Origin of the sequence: Providencia rettgeri, from assembly GCF_013702265.1 — a bacterium.
Classification (GTDB): Bacteria; Pseudomonadota; Gammaproteobacteria; order Enterobacterales; family Enterobacteriaceae; genus Providencia; species Providencia zhijiangensis.
Genome location: NZ_CP059348.1, coordinates 3,789,798 through 3,807,770 on the forward strand (window position 1 = coordinate 3,789,798; position 17,973 = coordinate 3,807,770).

The following is a 17,973-nucleotide window of genomic DNA, read 5'->3' on the forward strand; positions in this document are numbered from 1 at the left end:
AGGTTGAAACAAATAGCTGCCCGAAAAGAGCAGCTATTGGCAAGATATTACCCTGAAATGACTGGGATGTCTGCCCAGATCACATGATATCGTTAAGCATCACACCGATACCAAAACGTGTTTGGCGATAGTCATAGTCTATCATCGACTCACCATAACCGCTAAAAAGTTGGGTATACAAGCGCACGTGCTTTGTCATTGGGTAGCTCCAACCCAACTCGGCATTACCATACCCTGAATTCCAGTTATAGTGTCCGGCAGCTGAAATAACGCTATCCCCAAGTGCATACCCCACTTTTACGCGGTAATAGCCGAGATATTTATTAATATCTGGGTTGTCATCGCTGCTTTCACTTTCAGGAATGCGGTACCACGGTTTTAATTCAACTTGCCAGTCACCCTTTTGCGCCATTGCTCGGGCATAAACACGGTTCCAACTACGAGATGTCGGATCGGATCGACCGTTTGATTCATGGTTAAAGCCAGTTTCGAATTCACGTAACGTCCAGCCCGCAAATTGGTTATCTAGCGCCCAACCAACAAAAATCTGTGGCTCATAGTTGGTTTCACGAAATGGCGAAGATTCTTTCTTGTTACTTAATTGCCACCAAGAACGCTGAGTATAAGATGCCGCGAGAACGGAGTTTTCCCCCGCGATACCGCGCCAAATAGGAAATGCCAAGCTCAATTGGAATTTCACTTCATCTTTCAGTGCATCATTACCCCAATCATAACTCGCGATGGCTTTCTTATTTATCGAAGACGTATAGGTATAAATGATGTAATTGGGTTCATAAGGATACAGAACGAATGGGTTATCATAATTTTGCAGTAACCCCGAAATAATACTTCCTCGAACGGGTGTATGATTTTCAGTATCCTGCTGTGCCGGTTCGTTGGTATTGTCAGATGCAAAAAGTGAAACAGACCAGAAACAGAGCACAGAACTCAACAACATTTGTAAAGCGCGCATTTGCCATTCCTATTTCAACTGCGGTGAAAAAATTTGTCTCATTTTACACCGAAAAACGATCAACCGTTGAAAGATTATTCATTTGTTTTCTAGATATTAGCACATACATAATGTTAACTTATCATTAACATCATAGACAAGGATCCTAAAATGAATGACCGCATCTATACCTTCGAAGAAGCCAGCAAATTTATGAGTGATGCATTTATCTATAGAATGCCTTTTAATCAATTACTTGGAATTGAGCTTTTACAAATGACGGATGACTTAGTCCAGCTATCTGTGAAAAATCGCCCTGAGCTTATTGGTAATTTCACCCAAAATATTCTGCATGGTGGCGTGATTGCATCCTTATTAGATGTGGCGGGCGGCATGGTGTGTATTAACCGGATCCTGCAACGCATTGAGCCTCTCGTGCATCAAGACATTGCCGAAAAGATGTCAAAAATGGGCACCATTGACTTGCGCGTTGACTATTTGCGCCCTGGCCGCGGAGAGATGTTTATCGCTAGCGCCAGCTTACTACGCGATGGTAATAAAATCGCAGTGACCCGCTGTGAATTACATAATGAGAAAAATCAGCATATTGCTACTGCGACAGCGACCTATTTGATTGGATAATGTGAACAAATTGCATGAAACAATTTGGTAAATAATTAATAACCTCATTAACTAATAGCTTGTAAAAAAACCTGAGCAATGTCACATTAACGACATCACAAATCGAGCCTCTTACATTCTTGGTTTCGATCTCTCAGTTTGACTTTATATCACTTTCAGAGCTATTCATGAGCCAACAAAATACTACCAAAGGCGTACTGTGTGCCTTAGGCGCTTATTTTATTTGGGGTGTCGCTCCCATTTATTTTAAATCCATCAAAGAAGTGCCAGCTGAAGAAATTTTGACTCACCGTATTATTTGGTCATTCTTCTTTATGCTGTTATTACTGACAGTTACGCGCCATTGGAATTATTTCCGCCAAATATTAAAGCAGCCTAAAAAGATCTTAATTTTAGGTGTGACCGCCGTGACAATTGCGTCTAACTGGCTGATTTATATCTGGGCGGTGAATAATGGGCATATGCTGCAAGCCAGCTTAGGGTATTTTATCAACCCTCTGGTTAACGTCTTGTTTGGCATGATATTTTTACATGAGCGCTTCCGCCGAATGCAATGGGTTGCGGTCGGATTAGCACTCACCGGCGTATTAATTCAACTCTGGCAATTTGGCTCCGTGCCAATCATTGGATTAAGCCTTGCTGTGACGTTTGCCACCTACGGTTTATTACGTAAAAAATTGGGTGTCGATGCACAAATTGGTATGACATTTGAAACCTTATGGTTACTCCCTGTCGGTATTATCTTCCTGCTATTCTTTGCAGATAGCCCGACAAGCAACATGACCATGAACAGCTGGCATTTAAACATTCTCCTGATTGCAGCGGGGATTATTACTACGGTGCCATTGTTACTGTTTACTGAAGCCGCTAACCATTTAAGGCTATCAACATTAGGTTTCTTCCAGTATTTAGGCCCAAGCATCATGTTCTTACTTGCCGTCTTTGTGTATGGTGAAGTGATGACCCAAGAATTGTTAATTACATTTGGTTTTATCTGGGTTGCATTAATTTTATTTACTTTAGATGCTTTATATACACAGCAGAAACTCAGAAGAAAATAGAATTTAATTTTCCCTATTATGGGCATTCGTGCCCATAATATCTGACTTAAATTAATATTAACCTGCATATTATATTACCCATTTAATGCACGTTTCATTTAATGGAACTAAAAAGGTTAAATTATTTAATATAATCAGCTTATTTTTATTAAAATAATTTACCTTTTGGGTGTTTTCTTCTTGTTTTAGTTAATTTCAAAATAAAACATTTTATTGTTAAATTTCAATGCATTACAATATTTTTTATTCCTTGATTTTATCGTAAATTTGATTCATATTTAACTTACGTTAAATTCCACCTTATTAATACACCTTTCAAATATCAACCCATTGAAATAAAACAGTATATTTATTTGTTGAAATAAATGATTGCTTAATAGGAACTTGATAATTATATTGTACGCCGCTTGTATTCACCCCAGCGGATGGTAATGGTCCGATTCATTACTGACGTTTCATTAAAGTGCGCACGATGACAGTGATTTATATTCTGTCCTGGTGCGAGGTTTTCTGAAATTGAATACAAGGCGTCTATCCACATACCTAATTAAATGATTTGTGTATGTAAAAAACAAAACATGTAGTGCTATAGCTCAAGTTATATGGCTGCATTTTAGGTTCACTCGGCCTGTGTATTCAGAAAGAGTTAACGTTGTTAAGGGCTTTTGGGAAGGGCTTCAAAATGCAACAGAATACCGTTCAAATGAAACGTGTACTGACCACCCCTGCGTTAGTATTTTTCGGGCTGGCCTATATGGTGCCACTCGGAATTTTTACCACCTATGGACAAGTGACTGTATTAAGTGAAGGGCATCTGCCTATCGCTTATTTAATTACGCTCGCTGCTGTCTTCTTTACTGCCATGAGCTATTGCCGTATGACCAGTGCACTCCCACTTTCTGGGTCTGCTTATTCGTATGTGCAAAAAACCTTTGGTGGCACTCTTGGATTTCTTGTTGGTTGGGCACAACTGCTGGATTATCTATTTCTGCCGATTATTAACTACATTGCGATTGGGATCTTTGTCCACGAAGCTTTCCCGAACATCCCAATGCCAGTGATAATCTGCTCAACCATCGCTGTTGTCAGCATCATGAACATTTTAGGTATCAAATTGGTATCTTGGATGAATATGCTGATTATTTTGATGCAATTTGTCTTCATCGCCATATTCTTGTACATCTGCTTGCAAAACGCGATGGTACTTGATGTTGAAGCGCTGATGGCACCGCTCACCGTGATGTCATCACAAGTGTCAGGGCTATTTGCGGGTGCTGCGGTACTGTGCTTAGCCTTCTTGGGCTTTGATGCCATTTCGACCATGGCCGAAGAGACAAAAGACGCACGTCGTGCTTTACCGAAAGCGATTTTATATACCGTATTTATTGCGGGAGCCTTGTTTATTGCCATCTCTTACGGCGCACATTTAATGTACCCAGTATGGCAAGATTTTCTCCCTAATACGGATGTCGCCAGTATCGCGGTAATGCAGCAAGTAGGCGATAAAATGAAGTGGATCGGCGCCTCCTTAATGGCATCGAGCTTTATTACCGCTTATGTTATCGGTGTATTTGCCTCTGCGATGACCTCGCAAGCCAGTATTGTGCGTATTTTCTATGCAATGGGTCGTGAAGGTGTGCTGCCTCGCTCTATCTTTGCGTATTTGCACCCGCGCCTGAATACACCTGTATATTCCATTATCTTTGTGGCCGTGGCTTCATTAATGTCGCTGGTGTTATCACTCAGCATGGTTGCGTCGATGATTAGCTTTGGTGCGCTGATAGCCTTTACCTTTGTGAACTTATCAGTCATCAAACATTTCTACATTGACCGCAAAGCTTCCTTGGATAATACCAAGTTGCTCACTTGCCTGATCATGCCATCCATTGGGGTTGTTTTAACCTTGTGGTTATGGACAAGCTTAGATGCAGAAGCCTTCACAGTCGGCTTATGCTGGCTAGCGGCAGGGGCAGGCTACCTCACGCTTCTGACTCATGGTTTTACTCGTCGTCCACCTGCTATCTCTGATGCCGAGACTGAGATGATTATCAATTAATCCTCCAGTACCTTTTGTTGATTATGGGGAAGCTTATCTTCCCCATTGTTTTTTGGTTCTGGCTCCGTAGGAGCCCCTGATACAGACGGTTTACGATGAATAATAAAATTGCTGATGTGATTTATTTCAACGGTTATATCTATACCGCAGACAGTCAAGATAGTGTTGTCGACGCTATCGCCTTGAAAGAAGGTTATATTCTTGCAACAGGGACTTCAGATGAATTACACCAATATGTTGGCCCAGAAACCGAGAGCATCGACCTTGAAGGTAAGATGATGATGCCAGGGATCATTGATGGACATATGCACCCATTTTGGGGCGGCATTCAGCTGTTCGGCTGCCATCTTAATTACGAATCCCTGACTATCGACCAAATTTTACAGCGCGTGCAAGATCACCTCGATAAAGATCCTCGCACGGGTGAAAATGACTGGCTAAAAGTCACTGCATGGTTACGCCAAGGCATGTTACCAGCAGGTATTGATATGTACCGTGAAGATATGGACAAGCTCAATACGAAGCGCCCAGTCGTCCTGTTTTCTAATGACTGCCATACCCTCTTAGCCAATAGCCGCGCCCTTGAATTATTCGGGATCACCAAAGAAACCCCTGAACCACCCGATGGCAAAATCGGTAAATACGAAAATGGCGAACTTAATGGCATTTTAGAAGATGCGCCTGCCATGCGTGCTGCGGATAGCATCCCGTCTATTCGCGATGAACAAGCAGTTGAAGTCGCTGAATTAGTTCAAAAAGTATTGAATCAGCAAGGCGTTACCATGGTGATGGATGCCCGCGTTTCTGAGCAACAATTAGAGGCTTTTCACCAGCTCCAGCAACGTGGCGAACTCACTTTGCGTTTCCAAGCTGCACGCGAAATCACGCCTGATGATACCCCGAATGTGGCTGCCGTGGCTGCTGCTGTGGATAAAGCCGTGGCGTTCGCAAAAAAATGGCACCAAGCGGAGTGGACTCCGACACCGGGTATCGGTCTGCGTAACATCAAAATGTTTGTGGATGGCGTGCTGCAATACCCAACCATGACTGCATCATTATTGCAGCCATACCGCGTGAACAGAGGTACTGATTCAGCACCAAATTGGGTCGAAACCGATAATTACGGCGACCTCTATTTCACAGCTGAAATTCTGGATGAGCTACTCGAAAAAATCGCCGCAGCGGGTTACGATCCTCACTTGCATACCGTCGGTGAAGGTGCCGTCTCTATCGTGCTGGATGCCATTGAAAAAATGCGTGCAGCTCACCCAGAGAAAGATATCCGCCCAGGCCTTGCCCATAATGAGCTGGTTGACGCCAAAGATTATGCTCGCTTTGCACGCCTAAAAACCATTGCGTGCTTATCATTCCAGTGGGCAGCACCAACCCCTGAACTGGCAGCTTTCGAAAAAAATATGCTGGGCGAAACCCGTTTCCAACAGCTAGAGCCGATCGCTAAGTTTATTGATGCGGGTGCAGTAGTGGCCTTTGGTAGTGATTGGCCAATTGATGATTTTGACGAATGGTATGATTTGAAAGTCGCCGCGACCCGTCGTGGCCGCGACATTAATGGTCAGCCAGCCCCAAGACTGGATAACGACCGTGATATGACCGTGATCGAGGTTTTACGTTCGGCAACGATTGATTCTGCTTATGCACAACATCGTGAAGATGTTTTAGGATCACTCGAAGCAGGCAAATTCGCGGATATGATCGTGCTAGATCGCAACGTATTTACCATCCCAGCTGATGATATTGAAAATGTGAAAGTGCTCCGTACCATTGTGGGCGGAAAAACGGTTCATATCGCGTCGTAGTTTTTTAATAAGTTAAAATAGTAAAAAGTGCCACAATTATATTTTGGCACTTTTTATTTAAAATAAAAAAATCATCTGATTGTAAAAAATATCAAAATAAATAACAGATATGTTTAATTCAATTTTTCAATTACTTTCACATCAACAATTTTACAGCCACCACCGCCTTCTAAAGAAATTAAGCTACCTCTTATGAATAAAGTGGTTCCCAATATGACTATGCAAGTAAGTATGACTGCCATCGTTATATATTTTACCATCCCTCATTGACCTCTTATTTTTCTGTTCGGCACACACATGATTCCATTGATTTTAATCACAAATTGTCACTAACGGGGCTTTTTCTTTCCCAGACCAAAAATAAATTCTTAAACTGAGTAAGATCAAGCACCCAGAAAAAGAGTAGCAAAGTTAAAATAGCGAAAATATACCTGTTTGCACTTATCTTAATGAAATATTTTTATAATATTCAAATCTAGAATTAAATATAAATTTGAGTTTGGAATTATTATTTATCATGAAAGTAATTAGTTTCTCATTTATTAATTTCTTTAGGATAAAGATTAATTTTACACTTTTTCTTTTTTCCCTCTTGCAAAAGAAAAAAGTTCCCGTTAATATCCGCCGCGTTTTCATTCATTCAATCAATTCACTGCAAGGAGGTTCATCATGACAACAATTAATCAAACTCTTTGCGGGCAGACTCAGAAATAGTCTTAGACGTTAAAAATCGTTTTAAACGTTAATTCAGCTATCTTCTCAAAACTTGCCTGCTAATCACCTTATTTTTCACATTAAAAATGAGTTAATAGCATATGGGCAATACCCTTCATTCTGTGGGCGAACATATTCGTTATATCGCGACAGAATCTACATGGATTGAAAGTAAAGCAATCCAACAATTACAAACAACCGCTAATTTACCCGACATGGTGTCTGTGGTCGGCATGCCTGACTTACACCCAGGGCGTGGCTATCCAATTGGCGCAGCATTTTTCTCGGCTAAACGCTTCTACCCAGCGTTGGTGGGTAACGATATCGGCTGTGGCATGAGCCTGTTCCAGACGGATATTAAGCGCGCCAAAGTCAACTTGGATAAGCTGGAAAAACAGCTGTCTGAAATGACGGACCATGCCCCGCAAGAGTGGCTAGATGAGCACGTTCCTGAATCCATGAAATCCCATGATTTTATGGCATCACTCAGCTCCATCGGTGGCGGTAACCATTTCGCAGAGTTTCAATCCGTCGATAAAATCATAAACCAAGAACTGTTTGAGCAAAGCGGTCTTGATAAACAAAAATTGTTGTTGCTTGTGCACAGTGGCTCGCGCGGGTTGGGGCAATCCATTCTTCGCAAACATGTTGAGCAACATAGCCATAATGGTCTGGATGAGCAATCTGTTGAGGCTGAGATTTACCTCAATGCACACCAAGATGCGCTACAGTTCGCGCAGATCAATCGCCAGTTGATTGGACTGCGGATGATGCAGCAAGCTAAGGCTTCAGGGGAGCAACGTTTAGACCTCAACCATAATCTTGTTGAGCCATGCCGTATCGACGGGATAGATGGCTGGTTACATCGTAAAGGAGCAACACCTTCAGATAGAGGTTTTGTGGTTATTCCCGGCTCTCGCGGTGATTACAGTTATTTGGTGGCACCGGTTGCCAGTGATTTGAGTTTGAATTCCCTTGCTCATGGCGCTGGGCGAAAATGGATGCGAACGGAATGCAAAGGTCGTTTATCACATAAATATACGCCATTACAGCTATCCCGAACCGCATTGGGCAGTCGCGTTATTTGTGCAAACAAACAATTGATTTATGAAGAAGCACCGCAATCCTATAAATCCATTGAGACCGTTATCGAAAGCATGGTAAATGTCGGCATCATTCAGGTTATTGCTCGCTTAGCGCCAGTGATCACTTATAAAACGAGCGGAGATTGCTAATGGCATTATTACAATTTTCCTCAGCTCAAGGGCCTGATGAATGCTGCATTGCTGTCGAAAAAGCGTTTTCCTGCTTTTTAAAAGAGGCAGCTTTGCAGAATGTTCAAGTGGATGTGTTGGAATCTTTTCCCTCAAAACAGGGGCTAAAGTCCGTATTAGTCTCCTTAGAGGGGAAACAGAGCGAGCAACTGGTCAAGGCGTGGAGTGGAACCGTTCAGTGGCAATGCCAAAGCCTTCTGCGACCACGACATAAACGCAAAAATTGGTTTATTAGCGTGATAGCGTTTTCACCTATCCGCCCTTTAGAAGAGAGTGAAATCGAATATGAATTCACAAAATCTCAAGGTGCTGGTGGCCAACATGTGAATAAAACCTGTTCCGCGGTGCGTGCCAAACATGTCGCTACAGGGATTAGCGTGAAAGTCCAATCGGAACGTAGCCAACATGCGAATAAGAAGCTGGCAAAAGAGCTAATTCATTGGAAGCTCAGTGAATTTCAATCTCAACAGCTGAGCTCTCTAGATAAGCAGCGCCATCTTTCTCACTATCAAATTGAACGAGGAAATGCCGCATTAGTTTTTGCTGGGAAAGAATTTAAGCGGGTTAACTAAGTTATGGGAAGCCACAATAAATCTGTGGCTCCCCAATTTGCTACCTAGTAGCAATACAGGTCACCAAGGATAATTTCACAATTAATAGTTTTTGTCTCAAATGCACTCAACAGATTGTTATCAACCGAGCTACCATCTGTTGAATCTAATACAGCTATTTGCTCAATCATCATCGATTCATTTTCATAGCCATTAAAACAGTCAGAAATTAGCGGCTCATTCATTTTCATTAATGTCTCATTTGCTACCTCACTGAATTGAAGATATTGACCATTTAAATCATAAAATTTCTCATCCATTTCCAATTTATTATTATAAAGTGACCATACGGCTTGCTGAATTAATGGAGTTGACGATAGATTTTTTTTAGGGAAAATAGCAGGTTTTTGAGGTAATGAATCTATAATGGATTGTAATTCATTAATAAAATCCACAGCATTATCTAAATTATCACCATATTCTAAATCATTCATATAGTTATCAATTTTTGTTATTGCTGCTTCATAGCTGGAATATCTTTTCTGGTTAATTCTAATATCTCTTTCCGCTTGTGAAATATATCTGTCTGTAGGATTTTTATCTTTCGTTAAAATTTGACCATTTCTACCAGTAAGCTCTTTTAAATCACTCAGATACTTTTTATGGTTTTCTTCATATTTTTTAAAAGATTCCTTGTACTCTTCAAAATTTAATTTAAATTGGCTAAATGCATTTTTTAAATTAATCATATAATTCATCCTTTATTTATATTTAAATTAATAAAAATTCATTATCTTTATGCCAACCAAGATAATAGATTTAAAATAAAGGCAGATAGTTTAAAAAACAAACTTATTATTTATATGTAAGTTTTAGTTTTATTATTAAGATGATTAATTCACAGCCCGCCCCTTTGCAGAGGCGGCATAGACGAGAAAGGGTTACAGTATTTTTTCGGTCAGGAACCAACCGGCAATACTTTCACGCTTTTTTTGGGTAGGTAGAACTTCATGGGGAAAATCTTCAGACATAAAAAAGACCATGCGGCCCGCTAATGGCTCCAAGGTAAATAGCGCGTTATCCTGCATGTCATACATCACAATTTCACCACCATCCCCCTGCTGCCATGACTCATTCATATACAGCACAGTGGTGACTCGACGGCGCCCTTGCCCACGGAAGTTATCCACATGCTTTTTATAGAATCCACCATTAGGATAACGACAAAAATGGGTTTCAAAGTCTCGTAATCCAAGGAATAACTGACAGTTAAGTTCCTGACGCAAGCTTTCCATCTTATCCAGATAATAAAGGACAGGCGCCCCCATTTCTGGTTCAAGCCACACCGTTTGATCGCCGCGGATGGTTTTGTTGTCTTGTAACGTGTTTTGATAGCCAATACGCGCGTCTTGCAGCGTATCGGGGATACAACTTTTAATAGCCTGAGTTTCTGATAGGTTCAGAAAATCGTCCCACACATACCAGCCCTGTGTGGAAAGTGAATCAATAAGTTGATTGATAGACATGATGAATCTATGAATGGTTATTAGGTAAGATTTTATACTTGATTAGCGGAAAAAATTAAAATAAAAAACGTAAATCTTGATGATTCAACAACCGTATCGATGATTAATCCTAAAAGGAGAAGTTTCTAAATATAGGAGTTCAAGTAAAATCTATCGTATTGATACTAAAGAAAATGAAGATCACTATATGAAATTCATTAAGGATGCTCAACATAACCATCGAGCATCCTCAACCAATCGACAAGACGATATCGTTAGTGTGTTATTCCACACATTGCCGTTCTGCCGATGCAACCTTTAATATGACTGATAGGTTTTTGGTCTAATATTGGTGTATCAATACTCGACGAAGCATTACTCTCATAAGCGGGTTTAAATCCTGCAATTTGCTCAGTGAGTGCACCTGCTGGCTGAAATTGGGTATTTGATGGCATCGATTTCTTCATGCCCTCAAAGAAATCTAATTCAATATTTAAACGTTCCTGATTCATTTCATTTATCAAAACGTTAAGCTCATAAATTTCTTTGGCTAATTCATCGCTTTTTCTATTAAAATTAGCAATAGGTGTGAAAATCATGCCCCTTAATCCACCATGATTAGTGAAGTCTATTTTTTTGAAAGAATATTCTGGTTTATTCCAAGTTTGACTATTCTTTAAATCTTGATTGACTTCTTTAATATAAAAATCAATTTCAACTTGATTATAAGAGCCATTATCTTCCTTCAAATCAGTAAGCATAGATTCTTGCTTTAATAACATATTCGAAATTATTCTTACTTTTTCCATTTGCTCAATCGAGCGCTTATTTATTTCATGCCCAACCTTATTCATGGTTTTTTTCATTGAACCAGCATCACGTCGGCGAGACATGGACAATTTATCACCCGTAGAATTCATATTTTCTATTGCTTTATACGCATTATTATTTGCTTCATCTAATAGATGATTAACCCTTTCCATCTTTAATTTAGCCAAATATAACTTTTCATTTAAACGAGTAAATTTTTCATTTTCCATATGATAAATCTCCATTAATTAATTTAATTAAAATGAAATTAGAGATTATAGTAAGTTAAAATAAAAAACAAATATTTAAATTATATATTTAGAATATAAATATAAAGAATAATTATTTAATATAATATAATGTTTTTAGGATTTATTTTTGACTAGCACCACAATCCTTTGCGGTGCTATATTTTATCGAGATCTACAGCATTTCTAACCGCGCATAAGACGCTACCAGCCACTTAATCCCTTGCCCTTGGAAGGCAATTTGTAGACGGCAATGTTCTCCACTACCTTCGAGATTAATAATCGTGCCTTCACCGAATTTAGGGTGCATCACTCGCTGCCCTAGCGCATAACCAGAATCATTTTGGCTAATCGGTGTGCCAAGACGTTGATGGCTAACAGGACGTGAAACCGTGGCTCTTAATCGAACTTCCTCCACACACTCCGTCGGCAGTTCTCCAATAAAACGTGAAGGACGATGGTAAACTTCCTTACCATATAAACGGCGGCTTTCTGCATAAGTAATTGTCAATTTCACCATGGCGCGAGTGATCCCCACGTAGGCAAGACGGCGCTCCTCTTCTAAGCGCCCACTTTCATCCATCGACATTTGGCTTGGGAACATACCTTCTTCCACCCCCACCATAAATACGACAGGAAATTCCAGACCTTTTGCTGAGTGCAGCGTCATTAATTGCACCGCATCTTGGCTGGCATCCGCTTGACTATCTCCAGATTCCAATGCCGCATGGGATAAAAATGCCTGCAATGGCATCAAATCTTGGTCTTCATCTTGATAGCTAAAATCGCGGGTTGCGTTGACCAACTCTTCCAAGTTTTCAATTCGCGCTTGAGCTTTTTCGCCTTTTTCTTGTTCATACATGGCACGCAAACCAGAATCATTGATCACTCGGTCAGCCTGTACATGCAGTGGCATCTCTTGAGTTTCTTTAGCTAGCGCATCGATTAACTCGAGGAAACGCTCGATAGAGCTTGCCGCGCGTCCACCAAGAACTTGCTCGCGAAGTAAGTACTCACAACTTTCCCATAATGTCAGTTGCTGATCTCGAGCAGTCTGGCGAACGGTATCCAACGTGCGCTCACCAATCCCACGAGTCGGCGTATTCACCACACGTTCAAAAGAGGCGTCGTCGTTACGGTTAGCAATTAATCTTAAATAGGATAAGGCGTCTTTAATTTCTTGGCGTTCAAAGAAGCGTTGACCACCGTAAATACGGTATGCCATCGCGCCTTGAATTAACGCTTCTTCCATCACACGGGATTGGGCGTTGCTACGGTAAAGAATGGCACAATCTTGTAGCGCCCCCCCATTTTCATGCCACTGTTTAATCCGCCCAACCACATAGCGGGCTTCATCCAGCTCATTGAAAGCGCAATAAAGGGAAATTGGCTCACCATCCCCACCTTCCGTCCATAAATTCTTACCAAGACGGTCGCTATTATTGGCGATAAGTGTATTTGCCGCTTTCAAAATATTATTGGTCGAACGGTAGTTTTGCTCGAGTCGAATAGTTTGTGCACCGGGGAAATCATTCAAGAAACGCTGAATATTTTCAACTTGAGCACCACGCCAGCCATAGATTGACTGATCATCATCGCCGACAATCATCACTTTGCCCGTTTCACCCGCTAACACGCGGATCCATGCATATTGAATGCTGTTGGTATCTTGAAACTCATCCACCAAAATATTGGTAAAACGCTCGCGATAATGTTGAAGAACATGAGGCTTATTCAGCCATAGCTCATGAGCACGTAGCAGTAATTCGGCAAAATCCACCAGCCCAGCGCGATCACAGGCTTCTTGATAAGCTTGATAGACTTTCAGCCATGTCGCTTCGACTGGATTACCATAGCTTTCAACATGCTGGGGACGTAGCCCTTCATCTTTTTTGCCGTTGATGTACCACATTCCCTGACGAGGCGGCCACTGCTTCTCATCAAGATTCATGGCTTTAAGCAGACGACGAATCAAGCGGTATTGGTCATCACTGTCTAGAATTTGGAAATCTTGCGGCAGATTCGCATCCAAATAATGCTGGCGAAGTAAACGGTGCGCGAGACCATGGAAAGTACCGATCCACATACCGCCTTCGCTAGTACCCACCAACTGATTGATACGATGACGCATTTCTGCGGCAGCTTTGTTGGTAAACGTCACGGCCATAATTGAAAACGGAGAAGCATTCTCCACTGACATCAGCCACGCAATGCGATGTACCAATACGCGTGTTTTACCACTACCCGCCCCTGCGAGCACCAGTAAATTAGTACGCGGGGCGGCAACCGCTTCGCGCTGTTTGTCATTAAGACCTTCGAGCAGATATGAGACGTCCATAGTTACCATCAAAGCAAGACAGTAGCGGCTATTACCACCACTGTATTTTTATACAGAGAAAGGATTATACCAATGACAAGAGAGAATCCAACCGACAAATTTCCACATGAGGCAATATGCGCCCCTCTTTCTCATCCATTAACGTCATATGATCCACGTTGAACCAGCAAGCTTGCATACCGCTATTAATCGCCCCTTCTACGTCTGTCAGCAGATTATCCCCAACATGTAAAATGGCACTCGGCTCGATATTCAAGCGTGTAGAGGCAAGATGGTACATATCGCAGCATGGCTTAGAACGCCCATCAGGCCCAGCTTTTAATACAAACTGAAAATATTGCCCCAACCCACAGGCTTGCGGCTCTGCGTTTCCATTCGTAATCGCCACCAGCGGTAATTTTTCGGCTAATTTTGCTAGCGTTTCATGGGTGGATTGCGGAACATGAATTTGATTACGCCAGTAGGTAAAGTGCGCCATAATATCGTCTGCACCTTTGAGGGCATCCTCTTTACTATAACCATAGTGGCACAGCATCATTTTCGACGATAACCAGCGCCAGCGGGTAATATCATGGCGAATATCCGGCTCTTGTTCTTCCACAAGATAGCGAAATGCATAAATATCATCGTTCGTAAAATGATCAAAACGCGGGTCATATTCACGAATAAACCGTAAAACTTCTTCTTCCGTTTTATCAATCACGGGATGGTTGTCGTACAACGTATCATCCAAATCAAACGTCATCGCTTTGATGGGTGATAACGGACGGTAAAAGTGCATTAAGATTTCTCCCTCTTCGCTCGCGGATGTGCCACATCATAAACATTAGCGAGATGTTGGAAATCAAGATGGGTATAGATTTGGGTAGTAGAGAGATTAGCATGACCTAATAACTCTTGAACCCCACGTAAATTACCACTTGATTCGAGAATATGAGTTGCAAAAGAGTGACGTAATTTATGGGGATTTATATGGCTATTCACCGCTTGCTTGATACCCCACTGTTCAAACCGCTTTTGCACATTGCGATTCGAGATACGCTTACCACTTTTCGTGGAAATAAATACCGCGCCATCGACAGGCTCGTACAATTCACGCATTTCAAGCCAGCGTTTTAGCCAGCTCACTGCCGTTTTTCCTAGGGGAATTTTGCGTTCTTTGCTGCCTTTCCCCATCACCCAAACCTCACCTAAATTGAGGTCAAGGTGCTTCACATCCAAACCAACCAGTTCAGAAAGACGTAATCCCGCGCCATACATCACTTCCAGCATGGTTCTATCTCGCACCACGAGCGGGTCGCCACTGTCCATATTCAACAATTGGGAAACTTCGTCCACATCCATATTTTTAGGCAGACGTTTTTTTGCTTTAGGAGCATGAATAGTTTTAACTGGGTTTGCTGGTAATTCCCCTTGCTGCACCATCCAATCGCAGAAACTACGTAGCGCGGAAAGTCTTAATGCCATGCTCGCTGCTTGCAAGCCGGTTCGGCGACTTTTTGCGGCAATATTGCGCCCCACCGCCATATCCAGCTGCTGCCATTGGCTCACTTTCAGTTCACCTAAAATTTGGCAAACCGAACCTAATTGGCGGCGATAATTCGTTATCGTGACCGGACTTAACCGGCGCTCAACGCGGAGATAACGTAAGAAGGCTTCCACTTGAATCATCAGCCCTTCGGGCTGAATGTCTACAGGCGTTCTATCCATTGACATAATAACCTCGGTAGAATTTGAGCCACTTTTTCCAGCATTACTGTGCCCATGCCATGTTGATAGTGTTCACGGTCACGGCTGGTAAATATCACCATACCGGATTCCCCATGATGCCCAAACAGCGAAATCGCCACTGAGCCCACATTTTGGGCATCTGGAAGTAAAAGCTGGAGCTCAGGGCCATTTAGTCGACCAAGATAATTGAGGTTATCCCCAAAACGCTGAATACGTACGGGTTCAAAAACGCGGCGTGGGAGCACCAATTCGTAGGCATCCAATGGTGCAGATAATCGCCAGCTATCACTAAACAGGCGTACAGAAGCCCCCGATAGCCCGAGCTTTTTAGCCCAGCGATTCAACACAAACAGCATCTCCCGCAAACTATTTGCGGAAGACATTTCAATGACGAGATAAAGAAGCTCATCGAACAGTTGCCCATTTTCGTGGGCTTGTTCCACCATAAAGCGGATGTCCTGTTCGAGATTTTTGATTTTTTGACGTTGACGACTCATCACCAATTCAGGAAGCGAGATAGCCTCCTGCAAGGCATGAGGAACCTTGATATGTTCAGCAAGAGACACATTGCGAATAAAGAAATAAGGGTTCTGTTTTAAATATTGCACCACATCTTGCTCATCAATTAACTGAGCAATCTCTGGCACCTGTTCACGCTTATCCATTATTCCCCTCTTTACACTCAATCAAGATTAAATTTGGATCACTCCATCATAAACATGGGTCGCGGGCCCTGTCATATACAACGGTGATCCGGGGCCTTCCCAACTAATATCGAGGGAACCGCCCGGTAAATCAACACGAACACGGTTAGCTAATAAGCCCTGTCCTACTCCCACGGCAACCGCGGCACATGCACCACTCCCGCACGCTTGAGTTTCCCCCGCACCACGTTCATAAACACGTAAGCGAATATAGTCCGCGCTAACAATTTCCATAAAACCAATGTTGGCACGTTCAGGGAAGCGTTCGTGGCTTTCTAACGCAGGGCCTAAAACCTCCACTTCAGCGGTTTGCACGCTGTCCACTTGTACCACACAATGCGGGTTACCCATGGAAACAACCCCCGCAAACACTGTACGTTCTTGTGCTCGAATAATATAGGTCTTTTCCGCTTTCACGGCACGAAACGGGACGTTTTGCGGTTCAAAATCAGGCTCGCCCATATTCACACAAACATCATCATTTTCATTAATTGTGAGAGTCATACGCCCAGATTGGGTGCTCACTTTAATTTTCTGCTTGTTTGTCAGACCTTTTAAACGGACAAAACGTGCAAAACAGCGTGCTCCATTGCCACACTGTGCAACTTCACTGCCATCTGCGTTAAAAATACGGTAATGGAAATCGAGATCAGGATCATAAGGGGCTTCGACCAGTAAAAGCTGGTCAAAACCGACGCCAGTATGCCTATCCGCTAAACGGCAAATCAGTTCAGGTGAAAAATAGACGTTCTGAGTGACGCCATCCACCACCATAAAATCATTGCCTAAGCCATGCATTTTTGAGAACTGCAATTCACGTTCCATAACAGAGGCTTACTGTTTGGTCGCTGCAGGCTCTTGGTTCGAGCTGCTTGGAGCTTTAGGTTGCACATCAGATTTAGCAGGCGCTGCTGCGTTGTCTTCAGGCGGAAAATACAACGGCCCTTTTAAGCCACAGCCAGAAAGGGTGAATAAAACGAGAAGTGCGCTAAGTCCAAATAAACTTTTTTTCATTATGATGTTTCGCCTGTAAGACTAAATTTTGCAATTTGATATTTCACACAGTAACAGGTGTCGCTTTTCAAATCACGCCTGTTTATCAAACATATTAATATTATATACGTTAAATAATTCAAATGGCATCTCACAAGTAAGATGTGCGCCGTTTGACCCTTGAACACATTCAACCCTATAATTTCGCCTAAATAAAAGTATAAACAGGAAATACATCATGAACGATAGCGAATTTCATCAGTTAGCAGAGCAATTGCTCAGCTCGATTGAAGAGCATTTAGATAATTACGATGGCGATGCGGATATTGATAGTGAAATTAATGGCGGCGTCATGACCTTAAGCTTTGAAGATGGCAGCAAAATCATCATCAACAAACAAGAAGCCTTCCACCAAATCTGGTTAGCAACCAAACAAGGTGGCTATCATTATGATTATAAAGATGGAAAGTGGATCTGTGACCGCTCCGGTCAAGAATTTTTGTCCATGCTGGGCAATGCGATTACCTTCCAAAGCCACTTCCCATTCTCGTTCTAAACACGCGCATCAAAAATCACA

The 17,973-nt window shown here is 42.1% G+C and carries 17 protein-coding genes; 7 read left to right on the forward strand and 10 right to left on the reverse strand.

The window, feature by feature from the left end:
* Positions 1-79 precede the first annotated feature (79 nt).
* On the reverse strand, positions 80-973 hold the full coding sequence (gene pldA / locus H0913_RS17430; protein WP_154603066.1) for a phospholipase A: 894 nt from the start codon (positions 971-973) through the stop codon (positions 80-82).
* Positions 974-1,123: 150 nt separating this feature from the next.
* Here pldA and H0913_RS17435 point away from each other — a divergent pair, with 150 nt between their 5' ends.
* The 6 genes from H0913_RS17435 (at position 1,124) to prfH (ending at position 9,088) form a co-directional block, all read left to right on the forward strand.
* Entirely contained in the window at positions 1,124-1,594 is a 471-nt protein-coding gene (locus tag H0913_RS17435; protein WP_154638075.1) for a thioesterase family protein, read from the forward strand.
* Positions 1,595-1,761: 167 nt separating this feature from the next.
* Positions 1,762-2,655, forward strand: coding sequence for an EamA family transporter RarD (gene rarD / locus H0913_RS17440; RefSeq protein WP_154603067.1), 894 nt, complete (start codon positions 1,762-1,764; stop codon positions 2,653-2,655).
* A 682-nt stretch (positions 2,656-3,337) separates the two neighbouring features.
* Positions 3,338-4,711 carry an APC family permease gene (locus tag H0913_RS17445; protein ID WP_132496322.1) on the forward strand — a complete coding sequence of 458 codons (1,374 nt, stop codon included), beginning with the start codon at positions 3,338-3,340 and terminating at the stop codon, positions 4,709-4,711.
* Between the two features lie 95 nt (positions 4,712-4,806).
* Positions 4,807-6,528, forward strand: coding sequence for an amidohydrolase (locus tag H0913_RS17450; protein ID WP_181477683.1), 1,722 nt, complete (start codon positions 4,807-4,809; stop codon positions 6,526-6,528).
* An 815-nt stretch (positions 6,529-7,343) separates the two neighbouring features.
* Positions 7,344-8,477, forward strand: a complete 1,134-nt coding sequence (locus tag H0913_RS17455) for an RNA ligase RtcB family protein (protein WP_154638072.1) — start codon at positions 7,344-7,346, stop codon at positions 8,475-8,477.
* On the forward strand, positions 8,477-9,088 hold the full coding sequence (prfH, locus tag H0913_RS17460; protein ID WP_181477684.1) for a peptide chain release factor H: 612 nt from the start codon (positions 8,477-8,479) through the stop codon (positions 9,086-9,088). The genes H0913_RS17455 and prfH overlap by 1 nt, the downstream gene beginning before the upstream one ends.
* A gap of 44 nt (positions 9,089-9,132) precedes the next feature.
* Here prfH and H0913_RS17465 read toward each other — a convergent pair whose 3' ends face one another.
* From H0913_RS17465 to lptM, 9 genes are all read right to left on the reverse strand, one after another.
* Positions 9,133-9,816, reverse strand: coding sequence for a hypothetical protein (locus H0913_RS17465; protein ID WP_181477685.1), 684 nt, complete (start codon positions 9,814-9,816; stop codon positions 9,133-9,135).
* 192 nt (positions 9,817-10,008) lie between these two features.
* Positions 10,009-10,593, reverse strand: a complete 585-nt coding sequence (locus H0913_RS17470; protein WP_154603073.1) for a 2OG-Fe(II) oxygenase — start codon at positions 10,591-10,593, stop codon at positions 10,009-10,011.
* A gap of 254 nt (positions 10,594-10,847) precedes the next feature.
* The gene (locus tag H0913_RS17475; RefSeq protein ID WP_230089132.1) at positions 10,848-11,612 is read right to left on the reverse strand and encodes a hypothetical protein; all 765 of its coding nucleotides are present in this window, start codon (positions 11,610-11,612) and stop codon (positions 10,848-10,850) included.
* Between the two features lie 193 nt (positions 11,613-11,805).
* On the reverse strand, positions 11,806-13,968 hold the full coding sequence (gene uvrD / locus H0913_RS17480) for a DNA helicase II (protein WP_181477686.1): 2,163 nt from the start codon (positions 13,966-13,968) through the stop codon (positions 11,806-11,808).
* 64 nt (positions 13,969-14,032) lie between these two features.
* Positions 14,033-14,749: a 5-amino-6-(5-phospho-D-ribitylamino)uracil phosphatase YigB gene (gene yigB, locus H0913_RS17485; RefSeq protein ID WP_181477687.1), complete on the reverse strand. Its 717-nt coding sequence runs from the start codon at positions 14,747-14,749 to the stop codon at positions 14,033-14,035.
* Entirely contained in the window at positions 14,749-15,678 is a 930-nt protein-coding gene (gene xerC / locus H0913_RS17490) for a tyrosine recombinase XerC (RefSeq protein ID WP_154603077.1), read from the reverse strand. The genes yigB and xerC overlap by 1 nt, the downstream gene beginning before the upstream one ends.
* Positions 15,660-16,364, reverse strand: a complete 705-nt coding sequence (locus H0913_RS17495; RefSeq protein ID WP_181477688.1) for a DUF484 family protein — start codon at positions 16,362-16,364, stop codon at positions 15,660-15,662. Before H0913_RS17495 ends, xerC begins: the two co-directional genes overlap by 19 nt.
* Positions 16,365-16,391: 27 nt before the next feature.
* Positions 16,392-17,216, reverse strand: a complete 825-nt coding sequence (gene dapF, locus H0913_RS17500) for a diaminopimelate epimerase (protein WP_181478845.1) — start codon at positions 17,214-17,216, stop codon at positions 16,392-16,394.
* A gap of 21 nt (positions 17,217-17,237) precedes the next feature.
* A complete protein-coding gene (gene lptM, locus H0913_RS17505; RefSeq protein WP_036948849.1) occupies positions 17,238-17,417 on the reverse strand; it encodes an LPS translocon maturation chaperone LptM in 180 nt (59 codons plus the stop codon).
* 217 nt (positions 17,418-17,634) lie between these two features.
* On the opposite strand from lptM, the gene cyaY reads away from it, so the two are divergent.
* A complete protein-coding gene (gene cyaY, locus H0913_RS17510) occupies positions 17,635-17,952 on the forward strand; it encodes an iron donor protein CyaY (RefSeq protein WP_006658190.1) in 318 nt (105 codons plus the stop codon).
* The last annotated feature ends 21 nt before the right edge of the window (positions 17,953-17,973 follow it).